Origin of the sequence: Streptomyces sp. ISL-11, assembly GCF_018614525.1 — a bacterium.
In the GTDB taxonomy this organism is placed as follows: Bacteria; Actinomycetota; Actinomycetes; order Streptomycetales; family Streptomycetaceae; genus Streptomyces.
This window is the reverse complement of record NZ_JAGGOL010000115.1, coordinates 14,724-28,051: the sequence shown is the minus strand read 5'-3', so window position 1 is coordinate 28,051 and position 13,328 is coordinate 14,724. Positions and strand designations below refer to the sequence as shown.

Annotated in this window: 9 protein-coding genes and 1 pseudogene; 6 read left to right on the top strand and 4 right to left on the bottom strand. The window is 74.0% G+C overall.

All coding sequences use genetic code 11. From position 1 onward, the window contains the following. Positions 1–849: RimK family alpha-L-glutamate ligase (locus tag J7E86_RS22410; RefSeq protein ID WP_215083533.1), on the bottom strand; the 849-nt coding region annotated here is incomplete at its 3' end. A gap of 301 nt (positions 850–1,150) precedes the next feature. Here J7E86_RS22410 and J7E86_RS22405 point away from each other — a divergent pair. Further along, positions 1,151–1,639, top strand: coding sequence for a glutathione peroxidase (locus tag J7E86_RS22405; RefSeq protein WP_215083532.1), 489 nt, complete (start codon positions 1,151–1,153; stop codon positions 1,637–1,639). Positions 1,640–1,721: 82 nt separating this feature from the next. On the opposite strand, the gene J7E86_RS22400 is transcribed toward J7E86_RS22405, so the two are convergent. From J7E86_RS22400 to J7E86_RS22390, 3 genes are all read right to left on the bottom strand, one after another. Beyond that, positions 1,722–2,240 (bottom strand): DUF4142 domain-containing protein, encoded by a 519-nt coding sequence (locus tag J7E86_RS22400; RefSeq protein ID WP_215083531.1) that lies wholly within the window; start codon positions 2,238–2,240, stop codon positions 1,722–1,724. A 185-nt stretch (positions 2,241–2,425) separates the two neighbouring features. Continuing rightward, positions 2,426–4,015, bottom strand: coding sequence for an alpha/beta hydrolase (locus J7E86_RS22395; RefSeq protein ID WP_215083530.1), 1,590 nt, complete (start codon positions 4,013–4,015; stop codon positions 2,426–2,428). A 294-nt stretch (positions 4,016–4,309) separates the two neighbouring features. Continuing rightward, positions 4,310–5,440 carry a uroporphyrinogen-III synthase gene (locus J7E86_RS22390; protein WP_215083529.1) on the bottom strand — a complete coding sequence of 377 codons (1,131 nt, stop codon included), beginning with the start codon at positions 5,438–5,440 and terminating at the stop codon, positions 4,310–4,312. A gap of 191 nt (positions 5,441–5,631) precedes the next feature. Here J7E86_RS22390 and J7E86_RS22385 point away from each other — a divergent pair, with 191 nt between their 5' ends. The 5 genes and pseudogenes from J7E86_RS22385 to J7E86_RS22370 all read left to right on the top strand — a co-directional run bounded on the left by J7E86_RS22385 (position 5,632) and on the right by J7E86_RS22370 (position 13,275). Beyond that, positions 5,632–7,716, top strand: coding sequence for a molybdopterin oxidoreductase family protein (locus J7E86_RS22385; protein ID WP_215083528.1), 2,085 nt, complete (start codon positions 5,632–5,634; stop codon positions 7,714–7,716). Continuing rightward, on the top strand, positions 7,713–8,990 hold the full coding sequence (locus J7E86_RS22380; protein WP_215083527.1) for an NAD(P)/FAD-dependent oxidoreductase: 1,278 nt from the start codon (positions 7,713–7,715) through the stop codon (positions 8,988–8,990). Before J7E86_RS22385 ends, J7E86_RS22380 begins: the two co-directional genes overlap by 4 nt. Continuing rightward, complete coding sequence (gene nirB, locus J7E86_RS22375; RefSeq protein WP_215083526.1) at positions 8,990–11,575, top strand: nitrite reductase large subunit NirB; 2,586 nt, start codon at positions 8,990–8,992, stop codon at positions 11,573–11,575. The genes J7E86_RS22380 and nirB overlap by 1 nt, the downstream gene beginning before the upstream one ends. Then, positions 11,572–11,850: pseudogene (gene nirD / locus J7E86_RS32110) on the top strand (nitrite reductase small subunit NirD); the annotation flags it as partial. The gene nirB and the pseudogene nirD, both read left to right, overlap by 4 nt. 111 nt (positions 11,851–11,961) lie before the next feature. Beyond that, positions 11,962–13,275 (top strand): nitrate/nitrite transporter, encoded by a 1,314-nt coding sequence (locus tag J7E86_RS22370; RefSeq protein WP_374223845.1) that lies wholly within the window; start codon positions 11,962–11,964, stop codon positions 13,273–13,275. Positions 13,276–13,328: the final 53 nt, after the last annotated feature.

The following is a 13,328-nucleotide window of genomic DNA, read 5'->3' as shown; positions in this document are numbered from 1 at the left end:
GTGCGGCAGCGGGGCGGCGGCCGCGCCGGCGCGGGCCGGCCCGGCGTGGGCCAGCCGCAGGATGGCCCAGGCGACGCGGGCGACCGCGTCCGGCACCTGACGGAAGCTCGGGAAGTCGTTGACGTCGACCAGGACCGGGCCGTCGGGGCCGAGCACGATGTCCACCCCGTACAGATCGAGGCCGAAGACGGCGCCGACCTCGGTGGCGATGGCCGCCACCTCGGCGGTGAGCGGCACCTGCCGCTCCCGCACCGGCCGGCCCGGGTGCAGCGGGGAGCAGCGCTCGGTCGCGTACAGCTCGCCGTCGACGCAGTACACCTTGAGGTCGACGCCCGCGTTGGGTACGTACGGCTGGGCGATCAGCATGCCGCCGCCGGTGTCGTCCGCGCCGGGGTCCGAGAGCCGGTCCGGGGACGGCACCAGGCGTACGGCCCGGCCCGAGCTGCCGTCGGCGGGCTTGACGACCAGCGGGTACTCGGCGGCGGGTACCTCCGCGAACTCCTCCGGGCGGGTGGCCGCGTAGGTCGCCGGTACCGGCAGTCCGTGGTGCTCCGCGATGACGGCCGCCAGTGCCTTGTCGCGTACGCCGCGGATCGACCGGGCGTCGTTGACCGTGGTCAGCCCCACGGTCGCGGCGGCCTCCAGCAGCGTCAGACCGGGTCCGCCGGACACCGTTTTGAGCACCCACGCGTCATGGTCGCCCGCCCGGACCGTCTCGGAGAGCTTGAGCAGGGAGCTTCCGGGCCGCAGCACGTCCACCCGGTGACCCCAGGCGGAGAGTTGGCGGATCACGTCCACCGGCATGCCGTCGCGCCGGTACTGCTCCTCCACCAGGAAGCAGATTCTCATTGGTGCATCCTCGTAATCCCCGGACGTCCGCCGATCCCGTCCGGCAGGACTGTGACGGCTCAGGATGTCATGGTGACCGGGGCCGGATCGCCCAGGGCTGTCTCAATTCCGTAGCAACTCGATCGCGGGGCGCGTGGTTTTTATCCGTATTCGACCGACTGATAGGCGTGTCGGGGGATCTGCGGTACGGCTCATTCATGAGGGTCGTCGGGAGCGGGTGTTCGGGAAGAGCGGGCGCGCCGAAGTGGTTGGCACGGACGATGAGTACGGCACCGACCCCGATCCACCGAGGAGTCCCCCGTTGAGTCTGTACGACATTCCCCTGCGCACACTGTCCGGCGAGCCCGCCTCCCTCGCCGACCACCGCGACAAGGCGCTGCTGCTGGTGAACGTGGCGTCGAAGTGCGGTCTGACCCCGCAGTACGAAGGGCTGGAGCGGCTGCAGCAGCGCTACGCGGACCGCGGCTTCAGCGTGCTGGGCTTCCCCAGCAACCAGTTCGCGGGCCAGGAGCCGGGCTCGGCCGAGGAGATCGCGGCCTTCTGCTCGGCGACGTACGGCGTCAGCTTCCCGCTGTTCGAGAAGACGGACGTCAATGGCGAGGCCCGGCACCCGCTGTACACGGAGCTGACGCGGGTCCCGGACGAGGCGGGCGAGGCCGGCGACATCCAGTGGAACTTCGAGAAGTTCCTGCTCTCCCCGCGGGGTGAGGTCGTGGGCCGCTTCCGCCCGCGCGTGGAGCCCGAGGCCGACGAGCTGGTGCGCGCGATCGAGGCGCAGCTGCCCGCCTGACGGCACGCGGCTCGTACGGGCGCGGGCCCGGCGGGCACACCGCGGCCCCGGTCCGGGTCTGGCCGGGCCGGGGCCGGGGGTGTCAGTGGTGCTTGCAGAAGCACAACTTGTCGAGGTGGCGGACGATGGTGGGCCGCGCGTCCTCGGCCAGCTCACGCACCTCGTGGTGCTTTCCGTAATCGATCTCGTGGTCGATCAGCTTCAGCGCCTCCTTGTGCCCCATCTCCTCCGCGTTCAGCCAGGCCCGGTCGTACCTGGACGTGCCCGCCTTCTTCCTGAGCTCCTTGAGCGCCTTGCGCTGGTCGTCCGTGACCATGGTCGGCAGGGTCACGCCCTTGCGGTGCGCCAGCTTCTTGATCTGCTCGTCCAGTTTGGTGTGGTCGCGTACGAACAGCGCCCCGGCGTCCTTCACGCACCGCGTGGTGGCGTGCTTGCCCGCGTCCTTGCCCGCCGCGATCTCGGCCAGGTTGCCCTGGTGGATCTTTTTCAGGAAGGCACCGTCGTGGTGTTCGTCGTCGTGCATGGCGAGTGCCGTGCCCGCTGTCGACGCCGCCAGCGCGAGGGCCGCCACCGCGGTTGTGGCCCGGTATCGCATACGCATCGTTGACTGCTCCGTTCCTCGTCTGCGCGCGGTGATCGTCCATTGCCGCGCGCGGGGTTGTGGGCGGGGGCGCGCGGATGAGCCGACGCCTCCACGGAGCTGATGACTGCCCGGGTCGCGGCGTGGACCATCCGCCCGCGCCTCAGTCCGCTCCAATGGAGCACTACCGGTCACCTGACGGACGGTCACCGGCATCGGGTGCGGTTCGGGGGCAGGACGCCGTCCAGCAGGAAGGCGTCGATCCGTTCGTTGACGCAGGCGGCGTCCGGTGATCCGTAGACGCTGTGGCCGCCGCCCGTGTCGGTCATGGTGACCGCGGAGCCGACCGCGCGGGCCATCTGGGCAAGCCACCGGACGGGGGTGGCGGGGTCGTACTCGGAGGTGTGCATGAGGATCTTCGGTGCGGTGGCGGCGGCGACGTCGTGCGAGGAGTCGTCCCCGGCCGTCGGCCAGCCGGTGCACAGGCCCATGCCCATGGCCATGGTGGGGCCGAAGACCGGTGAGGCGTCGAGGAACTCGTCGTAGGAGGCGACGACCTGTTCCGCGCGGTAGCGGGCGGCCGTGTCGGCGCAGTTGATGGCGGTCAGCGCGTCCGCGGAGTTGTCGCGGCTCCCGTCCGGCCCCTTGCCCTCGGCGTCGTCGGCCTGCGCCCGGGCCATCTCGGCGGACTCCCCCGGGGGCACGTGGTGCACGAGCGCGGCCATCAGGTTGGGCACCTCGGGCAGGCCCTGGCGGGAGCGCAGCAGGCCCATGGTCTCGGTGACGGCCGTGGCCCGGTCGAGTTTCCTGCCGCCGGGCCAGTCGAGCGGCGCGTCGTCGAGGTGGTCGAAGGCCCGCTCGATCTGCTCCATGGCGTGGTCGGTGTCCGGGCCGAGGGCACAGTCCTCGTCGCCCTTGCGGGTGCAGGTCGTGACCGCGTGGCGCAGGGCCCGGTGGTAGGCGGCCGTCTGGGTGAGCGTCGTCTGCTTCAGGTCGGGGGAGGGCTCGTCGACGCCGTCCATGACCATGCGGCCGACCTTGCCGGGGAACCGGTGGGCGTAGACCGCGCCGAGCCGGCTGCCGTAGGAGAAGCCGAGGTAGTCCAGCTTGTCCTGGCCCAGGGCGGCGCGCAGGACGTCCAGGTCCTGGGCGGTGTTGACGGTGTTGACGTGCGGCAGGATGGCGCCCGGCTCCGTCTTGCAGTGTTTGAGCGCCTTCTCCTGCGCGGCCAGGGCGTCGGCCATGTCGTCCGTGCCGGAGCCGTCGTCGGACCCGCGCCCGCCGCCGCAGCGCACCGGGGAGCTGGCGCCGACGCCGCGGGGGTCGAAGGTGACCAGGTCGTAGCCGGTCCGGGCGTGGCTCAGGCCGTCGGGGCCGTAGGCGGTGAGCTGTTTGAGGCCCGATGCGCCGGGGCCGCCGAAATTGACGACGAGGGAGCCGCGGCGGTGGCCGGGGTCCTGGGCGCGGTAGCGCATGAGCGCGAGCCGCAGCTCGCCCTTGCCGGGCGCGGCGTAGCTGTACGGGACGGTGAGGCGGCCGCATTCGGCCGTGCCGGTGGCCCTCGCGGTCTCGCGCCTGACCTCGCGGTCCGCCTCGCGCGCGCACGGCTTCCAGTCGACGGTCTGCTCGTAGTAGGCGCCGAGATCGGGCGCGCCGGCCGTCCGGTCGACGCCGGCGCAGCCGGCGAGGCCGTGGGCCAGCACGGTCGCGGCGGCGAGCGGCAGGGAGACCGTGGAGACGCGCGAGAGGCGGGAGCGGCGGGCGGGGCGCGGAGCGCGGCGGCGTACGGACGTCATGCCGCGGACGGTAGTTCGCCTTCCGCCGCACGGCTTTCCGGAAGGGGCGTCCGGGTGACGCGTCGGCGTGTCCTGCGGGGCCGACGGGGTGTCAGGGGACAGGGTGCGTGCCAGCGCGGTTGAGGCGTTGCCGACGTGGGCCCGTGGCCGTCGATGACATCGGCCGGCCGGCGCTCGGCTTCGCCGGTACGCCCGGCCTCGCGGATCTTCGACTGGGGCCGTCTTTGCCGCCTGCGGCGGCGGGCGCCCTGCGGGCGCGTCCTCAAACGCCGGACACGGCAGGTGCGGCCAGGGTCAGGCGTCCACGGCCAGCCGGTAGCCGCGCTTGGGGACCGTGTGGATCAGTTTCGCGCGCGGGCCGAGCGCGCCCCGCAGGCGGGCGACGGCCGCCTCGACCGTGTGGTCGTCCGCCCGGCCCCCGGGCCAGACGCGCCGCAACAGCTCGCCCCGGCTGACCACCCAGCCCGGCCGCTCGGCCAGCGCCCGCAGCACGGCGGCCTGTACGGGCGGCAGCCAGACGGCGTCGTCCCCGGCGAGCAGCGCGCTCCCCTGGAGCACCAGCGTGCGGCCGCCGGCGGTCAGGACCCGGCGGTCGCGGGCGGGCAAGGTCTCGGTCAGGGTACGCACGAGCGAACCGAGGCGGCCGCGCTCCGGCCAGACCGCCGGGACGCCCGCCTCCTCCAGCGGCCTGGCGCACAGCGGCCCGACGCACACGGGCACGACCGCCTCGCGCAACGCGGCGAGCACGTCGGCGCGCAGGCCGGCGGCGGCCGCGAAATCCAGGAACGAGGTGATCGCCGGGGCGCTGGTGAAGGTCATGGCGTGCACCTCGCGGCGCGCCGTCTGCTCCACCAGCCGCCGTACGGCGTCCGGGTCGTCGGGTCCCGCCCACCGGTAGACCGGTATCTCGATCACCTCGGCCCCGCGCTCGCGCAGCGCGGCGGCGAAGCCCTCCAAGGGCGCGCCGTGCTGCTGTACGACGACCCGGCGGCCGCGCAACTCCCGTGTCAGCAGCCAGGAGAGCAGTTCGTCGCTCGCCTCCGTGCCGGGTGAGTAGGTCTCCTTCAGGCCGCTGGCCCGTACCGCGCCGGTGGCCTTGGGGCCCCGGCTGAGCACCACCGCGCCCCGGCACGCGTCGGCGAGCCCCGCCCCGTGTCCCCAGCCCTCGGCGGCGCTCATCCAGCCGCGCCAGCCGACGCCGGTGGTGGCGACCACGTAGTCGAGCGAGCCGGTCAGGCAGCTCTGGGTGGCGTGCCGCAGTGCCGTGTCGTCGTCGAGCGGGATGATCCGCATCGTGGGGGCCTCGACCACGCGGGCCCCTCTGCGCCGGAGCAGGGCGGCCAGTTCCTCACGGCGCCGCACGGCGGTCACCCCGATGACATAACCGGTCAGCGGCCCGGTTGCGGCCGTGGTGCTCGTTCCCATGCCGCGGATGATCCGGCAGCCGCGTTTCGATCGCGTTGCCCAGCCGTCACGTGGGGGTTAGGAGGGTGCCCCGGGAGGTTACGGCAGATGTCGTACGGCCCACGCGGGCCCGGGCCCGGTGTGAAGGGTGCGTACCGCCGGCGCAACACGGCCGACCCGGTCGCGTAACGGGCACCGGTGAAGCTCGCTGTATGACGACGACCGACACCCACTGCCCGTACTGCTCGCTCCAGTGCGGGATGCGGCTGCGCCCCACCGGTGAGGGGGCCGAGGTGCTGGAGCGGCCGGATTTCCCGGTGAACCTCGGGGCGCTGTGCGGCAAGGGCCGGACGGCCGGGGCGCTGCTGCCACCGGGCGCCCGGCTCACCGCGCCGCTGGTGCGTGACCGGCGCGGCGGAGAGTTGCGCGAGGCGGGCTGGGACGAGGCGCTGGACCGGGTCGCAGCGGGGCTGGCGGGCGCGGCCGAGCGGTACGGCCGGGACGCGGTGGGGGTGTTCGGCGGGGGCGGGCTGACCAATGAGAAGGCGTACCTGCTGGGAAAGTTCGCGCGGGTGGTGCTGCGGACACCGAACATCGACTACAACGGCCGGTTCTGCATGTCCTCCGCGGCGGCCGCGCACCGGCGGGCGTTCGGGATCGACCGCGGGCTGCCGTTCCCGCTGGAGGACATCCCCCGCACCGGCTGTGTGATCCTGGTCGGCGCCAACCCCGCCGAGACGATGCCGCCGGCGCTGCGCTTCTTCCGCGAGCTGCGCGAGAACGGCGGCACGCTGATCGTCGTCGATCCGCGCCGGACGCGCACGGCCGAGCAGGCCGACCTGCATCTCCAGCCGCTGCCGGGCAGCGACCTCGCCCTGGCCATGGGGCTGTTGCACCTGATCGTCGCCGACGGCCACCTGGACGAGGAGTTCATCGCCCGGCGCACGACGGGTTTCGGGGAGGCGCGCGCCGCCGCGATGGCGCACTGGCCGGAGCGGGTGGAGCTGCTGACGGGGGTGCCGGTGGCGCGGCTGCGCGCCGCCGCGGAGATGTTCGCCGGCGCGCCGGAGGGCATGGTGCTGACGGCGCGCGGCCCCGAGCAGCAGAGCAAGGGCACCGACACCGTCAGCGCCTGGATCAACCTCTGCCTGGCGACCGGGAAGGCCGGGCGGCCGCTCTCCGGCTACGGCTGTCTGACCGGCCAGGGCAACGGCCAGGGCGGCAGGGAGCACGGGCAGAAGGCCGACCAGCTGCCCGGCTACCGCTCGATAGAGGACCCGGTGGCCCGCACCCACGTCGCCTCGGTGTGGGGCGTGGACCCCGCGGAGCTGCCGGGCCCGGGCCGCTCGGCGTACGAGCTGCTGGACTGCATGGGCCAGGAGGGCGGTGTGCGGGCGCTGCTGCTGATGGGCTCCAATCCCGTGGTCTCCGCGCCCCGCGCGGCGCATGTGACGCGGCGGCTGGAGGCCCTGGACTTCCTGGCCGTCGGCGATCCGGTGCTCTCGGAGACCGCGCGGCTGGCGGACGTGGTGCTGCCCTCCACGCAGTGGGCGGAGGAGACGGGCACCCTCACCAGCCTCGAGGGCCGGGTGCTGCTGCGCCGCAAGGCCGTCGACGCTCCCCCGGGCGTACGCAGCGACCTGCGCGTCCTCCATGAGCTGGCCGACCGGCTGGGGGTGCCGAAGGGTTTCCCGCACGACCCCGAGGAGGTGTTCGAGGAGCTGCGGCAGGCGTCGGCGGGTGGTCCGGCCGACTACGCGGGCATCAGCTACGCCCGGATCGGCGCCGAGGACGGGGTGTTCTGGCCCTGCCCGGACGAGGCGCACCCGGGGACGCCGCGGCTCTTCCTGGACCGCTTCGCGACGCCGGACGGCAGGGCCCGGTTCGCCGCGGTGACGCACCGGCCCGCGGCCGAGGAACCGGACGCCGACTTCCCGCTGTTCCTGACGACCGGCCGGGTGGTGTCGCAGTACCAGAGCGGGGCGCAGACCCGGCGGGTGCCGGAGCTCAACCGGGCCGCGCCGGGCCCCTTCGTGGAGCTCCACCCCGTGCTCGCCCGGCGGCTGGGGGTCGCCGAGGGCGAGCTGCTGACGGTCAGCAGCAGGCGCGGGCAGGCCCTGGCACCGGCCCGGGTGACCGACACGATCCGGCCCGACACCGTCTTCATGCCGTTCCACTGGGGCGGCGCCGGCCGGGCCAACTCGCTCACCAATCCGGCGCTCGACCCGACGTCGGGAATGCCGGAGTTCAAGATCTGCGCGGTGCGCGTGGAACGGGCCGCGGGGGCGGACCGATGACGGGCCGGATCGCGGTGGTGGGCGCGGGCATGGCCGCCGCGAGGTTCGCCGAGCGCTTCCACGCGCTGGGCGGGCGGGGCGAGGTGACGCTCTACGGTGCCGAGCCGGGCGTCCCGTACAACCGGGTGCTGCTCGCCGACGTGCTCGCCGGGCGGTACGCGGCGGAGGCGGTCGGCCTGCCGTACGGGGAGGGGGTCGTGCGGGCGGGCGGCGCGGTGGCGGGGGTGGACGTCGGCGCGCGGACGCTGCGTCTGGCGGACGGCTCCGACGCCTCGTACGACGAGCTGGTCCTGGCGACGGGGGCGGAGCCGGTGCTGCCGCGGGTGCGTGGCCTGCGGGGCGCCGGTGGCGGGCTCCGGGACGGGGTGCACGCGTTCCGCACGCTCGCCGACTGCCGGCGGCTGGCCGGCGAAGCGGCGGGGGCCGAGCGGGCGGTGGTGGTCGGGGGCGGGGTGCTGGGGGTGGGTGTGGCGCGGGCGCTGGCCGCGCTCGGGCTGTCGGTGAGGATCGTGTACCGGGGGCCGCACCTGGTGGAGCGGCAGCTCGACGAACAGGCCGGGACGATGCTGCGCAGCGGGCTCGCGGATCTGGGCGTCGGGACACTGCGCGACGCCTGCGGCGCGCTTCTTCCCCACCCCGCCCCTTCCCGGGACCGGGGCTCCGCCCCGGACCCCGGTCCTCGATCGCCGGACGGGCCTGATCAAGCACGCCCCGGCCGCGTCACCGGTGTCGAGCTGGCGAGCGGCACCGTGCTGGACGCCGACCTCGTGGTCGTGGCCTGCGGCGTGCGGCCCCGCACCCGCCTCGCCCGCGCCGCCGGCCTGCCCGTGCGCACCGGCATCCTGGTCGACGACACCCTCGCCTGCGCCCCCGGCGTGTACGCCATCGGCGACTGCGCCGAACACCGCGGCGTCACCCACGGCCTGGCCGGTCCCGCCTGGGCGCAGGCCGACGTGCTCGCCGCCCGGCTCTCCGGTGCCGACCCGGACGCGGCCTACACCGGCTCGCGCCCGTACACCCGGCTGACGGCCGGCCCCCTGGAGTACGCGGCGTTCGGCGAGACCGCCGAAGGGGGCCCCGGGCTGGACGTCCTGCGGCTCACGGACGCCACCCGCGGCTCGTACAAGAAGCTCGTCGTGCGCGGCGACCGGCTCGTCGGCGGCATTCTCCTGGGCGACCTGGCCACGGTCGGCGCCCTGTCCCGGGCCTACCAGCGGGACGACCCGCTGCCCGCGGACCCCCTGCACCTGCTCACCACCCAAGGAGCGTCGTGATGACGATGAAGGATCTGGTTCTGGTCGGTCACGGCATGGTCGGCCAGCGGTTTCTGGAGGCCCTGTTCGAGCCGCCGGGCGCGGCCGGGCGGTGGCGGGTGACCGTCCTCGCCGAGGAGGCCCGGCCCGCGTACGACCGGGTGCGGCTGACCTCGTGGTTCTCCGGCACCTCCGCCGAGGAGCTGTCCCTGTGCTCCGAGGAGTTCCTCCGTACGCACGGCATCGAGCTGCTGCTGGGCGACCCGGCCGCCACGGTCGACCGCGCCGCGCGCACGGTCACCACCGCCGCCGGCCGGGAACTGCGCTACGACGTGCTGGTGCTGGCCACCGGTTCGTACCCCTTCGTACCGCCGGTGCCGGGGCACGAGGCGGGCGGCTGCCACGTCTACCGCACCATCGAGGACCTCGAGGGCATCCGGTCGGACGCGGCCGGGGCCCGGGTGGGCGCGGTGGTCGGCGGCGGGCTGCTCGGGCTGGAGGCAGCGGGCGCGCTGACGGCCATGGGGCTGGAGACCCATGTGGTGGAGTTCGCGCCGCGGCTGATGGCGCTGCAGGTGGACGACGGCGGCGGCGCCGTCCTGCGCCGCAAGATCGAGGACCTGGGCGTGGCGGTGCACACCGGCGCCGGCACCCAGCGGATCGAGACCGGCGAGGACGGCCGGGTCCGCGCCATGGCGCTCTCCGACGGCACCGAACTGGCCACGGACCTGGTGGTCTTCTCGGCCGGGGTGCGCCCGCGCGACGAGCTGGCGCGGCAGTGCGGGCTGCCGGTCGGCGAGCGCGGCGGGATCGTCGTCGACGAGCGCTGCCGCACCGAGGACCCGTACATCCGGGCCATCGGGGAGTGCGCGCTGGCCGCCGACGGCAAGGTGTACGGGCTCGTCGCGCCGGGTTACGCCATGGCCGAGGCGGTGGCGCTCGACCTGGCCGGCGGCGAGGGGTCGTTCACGGGGGCCGACACCTCCACCAAGCTCAAGCTGCTGGGTGTGGACGTGGCCAGCTTCGGTGACGCCCACGGCACCACCGAGGGTGCCCTGGACGTGCTGTACTCCAGCAGCCGGGAGGGCGTGTACAAGAAGCTGGTGATCGGCTCCGACGGCGCGCTGCTCGGCGGCGTGCTCGTGGGCGACACCGAGGCGTACGGGGTCCTGCGGCCGCTGGCGGTCAGCGGCGCCCGGCTGCCCGTACCCCCCGAACAGCTCGTCCTGCCCGCCTCGGCGGGGGCGCCGGCCGGTCCGGTGGCCCTGCCCGACGAGGCGGTGGTCTGCTCGTGTCACAACGTCGACAAGCGCACCGTCCGGGCGGCCGTGAGCGAGCGGGGCTGCGCGTCGGTCGCCGAGGTCAAGAAGTGCACGAAGGCGGGCACGGGTTGCGGAAGCTGCGTCAAACTGCTGGGCACCCTGGTGTCCGAGGAGCTGGCGGCCGGCGGCGCGGAGGTGTCCACGGGGCTGTGCGAGCACTTCACGCAGACCCGCGCCGAGCTGTACGAGATCGTCCGGGTCAAGGGCATCACCGGCTTCTCCCGGCTGGTCGACGAGCACGGCACCGGCGAGGGCTGCGACGTCTGCAAGCCGGTCGTCGCCTCGATCCTGGCGAGCCTGGGCCACGGCCACATCCTGGACGGCGAGCAGGCGGCGCTCCAGGACACCAACGACCACTTCCTCGCCAACCTCCAGCGCAACGGGTCCTACTCGGTCGTCCCCCGCGTCCCCGGCGGTGAGATCACCCCCGATGGCCTGATCACCATCGGTGAGATCGCCCGCGACTTCCACCTCTACACGAAGATCACCGGCGGGCAGCGGATCGACCTGTTCGGCGCCCGCGTGGACCAGCTGCCGCTGATCTGGAAGCGGCTCGTCGACGCGGGCTTCGAGTCCGGGCACGCCTACGGCAAGGCCCTGCGGACGGTGAAGTCGTGCGTCGGCGAGACCTGGTGCCGCTACGGCGTGCAGGACTCGGTGGCCCTCGCCATCGAACTGGAGCTGCGCTACCGCGGCCTGCGCGCCCCGCACAAGCTGAAGTCGGCGGTCTCCGGCTGCGCCCGCGAATGCGCCGAGGCGCAGAGCAAGGACTTCGGGGTGATCGCCACCTCGGCCGGCTGGAACCTCTACGTGGGCGGCAACGGCGGCATGACACCGCGCCACGCCGACCTCCTCGCCGCGGACCTGGACCGCGAGACCCTGATCCGCACCATCGACCGGTTCCTGATGTTCTACATCCGCACCGCCGACCGCCTGGAGCGCACCGCGCCCTGGCTGGAGCGCCTGGAGGGCGGCCTGGACCACCTGCGCGCGGTGGTCATGGACGACGCGCTGGGCATCTGCGCGGTTCTGGACGAGCTGATGGCCCGCCACATCGGGACGTACGAGGACGAGTGGTCCGCCACCCTGGCCGACCCGGAACGGCTGCGCCGCTTCGTGTCCTTCGCCAACGCCCCGGGGACCCCCGACCCGACCGTGCGCTTCGTCCCCGAGCGCGACCAGATCCGCCCGGCCCGTCCGCACGAGGACGGCCGGATCCTCACCCCGGCGGCGGCCGCACCCGCGCTGATCGCCGGAGCCGAACTGGAGGTGCGTGTCCGATGACGGTGGAGATCCACGACGGCAGTGCGTGGCGGGCCGTGTGCGACTGGTCGGCCCTGGTGCCCGGCCGCGGGGTGGCGGTACTGGTCGGCGACGAGCAGGTGGCCGTCTTCCGCGACCGGGAAGGCCAGGTGTACGCCGTCGGCAACCGCGACCCGTTCAGCGGCGCCTACGTCCTCTCGCGCGGCATCTTCGGCAGCCGGGACGGCACCCCGGTGGTCGCCTCGCCGATGTACAAGCAGGCGTTCGACCTGCGCACCGGCGCCTGTCTGGACGAGCCGACCGCGCCCGACGGCACTGACGCGGCGCTGAGGGTCTGGTCGGTGCGCGCCCACCCCGCGCCCCCGGCCGACGGCGCCGGGCGCACCGCCCGCGCCCGGCGGCACGACATCGACGACTGGCGCCCGGAGGACAGCGCCTTCTGGACGGAGTCGGGTGCCCGGATCGCCCGCCGCAATCTGGTCTTCTCCGTCCTGTCCGAGCACATCGGGTTCTCCGTGTGGAGCCTGTGGTCGGTGCTGGTGCTCTTCCTCGGTCCGGAGTACGGCATCGACCCCGCGGGGAAGTTCCTGCTCACCGCCCTGCCCACGGCGCTCGGCGCGGTGCTGCGCCTGCCGTACACCTTCGCGGTGGCGAGGTTCGGCGGCCGGAACTGGACGGTGTTCAGCGCCCTCCTGCTGCTGGTGCCCACCGTCCTGGCCGGCGTGGTACTCGAACCCGGCGTCTCGTACACCACCTTGCTGGTGGTCGCGTGCGTGGCCGGGGTCGGCGGCGGCAACTTCGCCTCGTCGATGGCGAACATCAACGCGTTCTTCCCGCAGCGCCTCAAGGGCTGGGCGCTGGGCGTCAACGCCGGTGGCGGCAACCTGGGCGTACCCGTCGTGCAGCTCCTCGGCCTGCTGGTCATGGCCGTCGCGGGCACCACCCACCCGAGGGTGCTGCCGCTGCTGTACATCCCCCTGATCGCCCTCGCGGCGCTGGGCGCGGCGCTGCGGATGGACAATCTCACGACGCTGCGCAACGACAAGCGGGCGATGCGCGACATCTGCCGCGAGCCGCACACCTGGATCATGTCGGTGCTCTACATCGGCACGTTCGGTTCCTTCATCGGCTTCGGCTTCGCCTTCGGGCAGGTCCTCCAGGTGCAGTTCCACGACGCGTTCGACACCCCGGTCAAGGCGGCCGGTCTCACCTTCATCGGCCCCCTGCTCGGCTCGCTGGTCCGGCCGGTGGGCGGGCTGCTGGCCGACCGGTGGGGCGGCGCGAGGGTGACCCTGGTGAACTACGCCGCCATGGCCGCCGGCGCGGCGCTCGTGCTGGCCGCGTCCCGGCAGGGATCGCTGCCGCTGTTCATCACGGGTTTCGTGGCCCTGTTCGTGTTCAGCGGCATCGGCAACGGCTCGACCTACCGGATGATCCCGGCGATCTTCCGCGCCCGGGCGCGGGCCTGGGTCGCCGCCGGGGCCGACCCGGAGGCGGCCGAACAGCGGTCCCGGCGCCGCGCCTCGGCGCTGATCGGGATCGCGGGGGCGGTGGGCGCGTTCGGCGGCGTGCTGGTCAATGTGGCCCTGCGCCAGTCGTTCCTCGCCTCGCACAACGGCGACGCGGCCTACCTCGCCTTCCTCGCCGTGTACGCGCTGTGCGCGGCGCTGACCTGGGCGGTCTACCTGCGGCCCGGCGCCGGGCGGTTGCAGGGGGTGTGATCCGCGGCGCCGAACGGGTCCCGGTGGTGTGGTCCGCCGCCGGGGCCTGCCGC

Excerpts from the sequence above, each read along its gene's own strand:
- J7E86_RS22395 (WP_215083530.1), bottom strand. The coding sequence starts at position 4,015 with ATGACGTCCGTACGCCGCCGCGCTCCGCGCCCCGCCCGCCGCTCCCGC.
- J7E86_RS22390 (WP_215083529.1), bottom strand. The coding sequence starts at position 5,440 with ATGGGAACGAGCACCACGGCCGCAACCGGGCCGCTGACCGGTTATGTC.
- nirB (WP_215083526.1), top strand. The coding sequence starts at position 8,990 with ATGACGATGAAGGATCTGGTTCTGGTCGGTCACGGCATGGTCGGCCAG.
- J7E86_RS22385 (WP_215083528.1), top strand. The coding sequence starts at position 5,632 with ATGACGACGACCGACACCCACTGCCCGTACTGCTCGCTCCAGTGCGGG.
- J7E86_RS22400 (WP_215083531.1), bottom strand. The coding sequence starts at position 2,240 with ATGCGTATGCGATACCGGGCCACAACCGCGGTGGCGGCCCTCGCGCTG.
- J7E86_RS22380 (WP_215083527.1), top strand. The coding sequence starts at position 7,713 with ATGACGGGCCGGATCGCGGTGGTGGGCGCGGGCATGGCCGCCGCGAGG.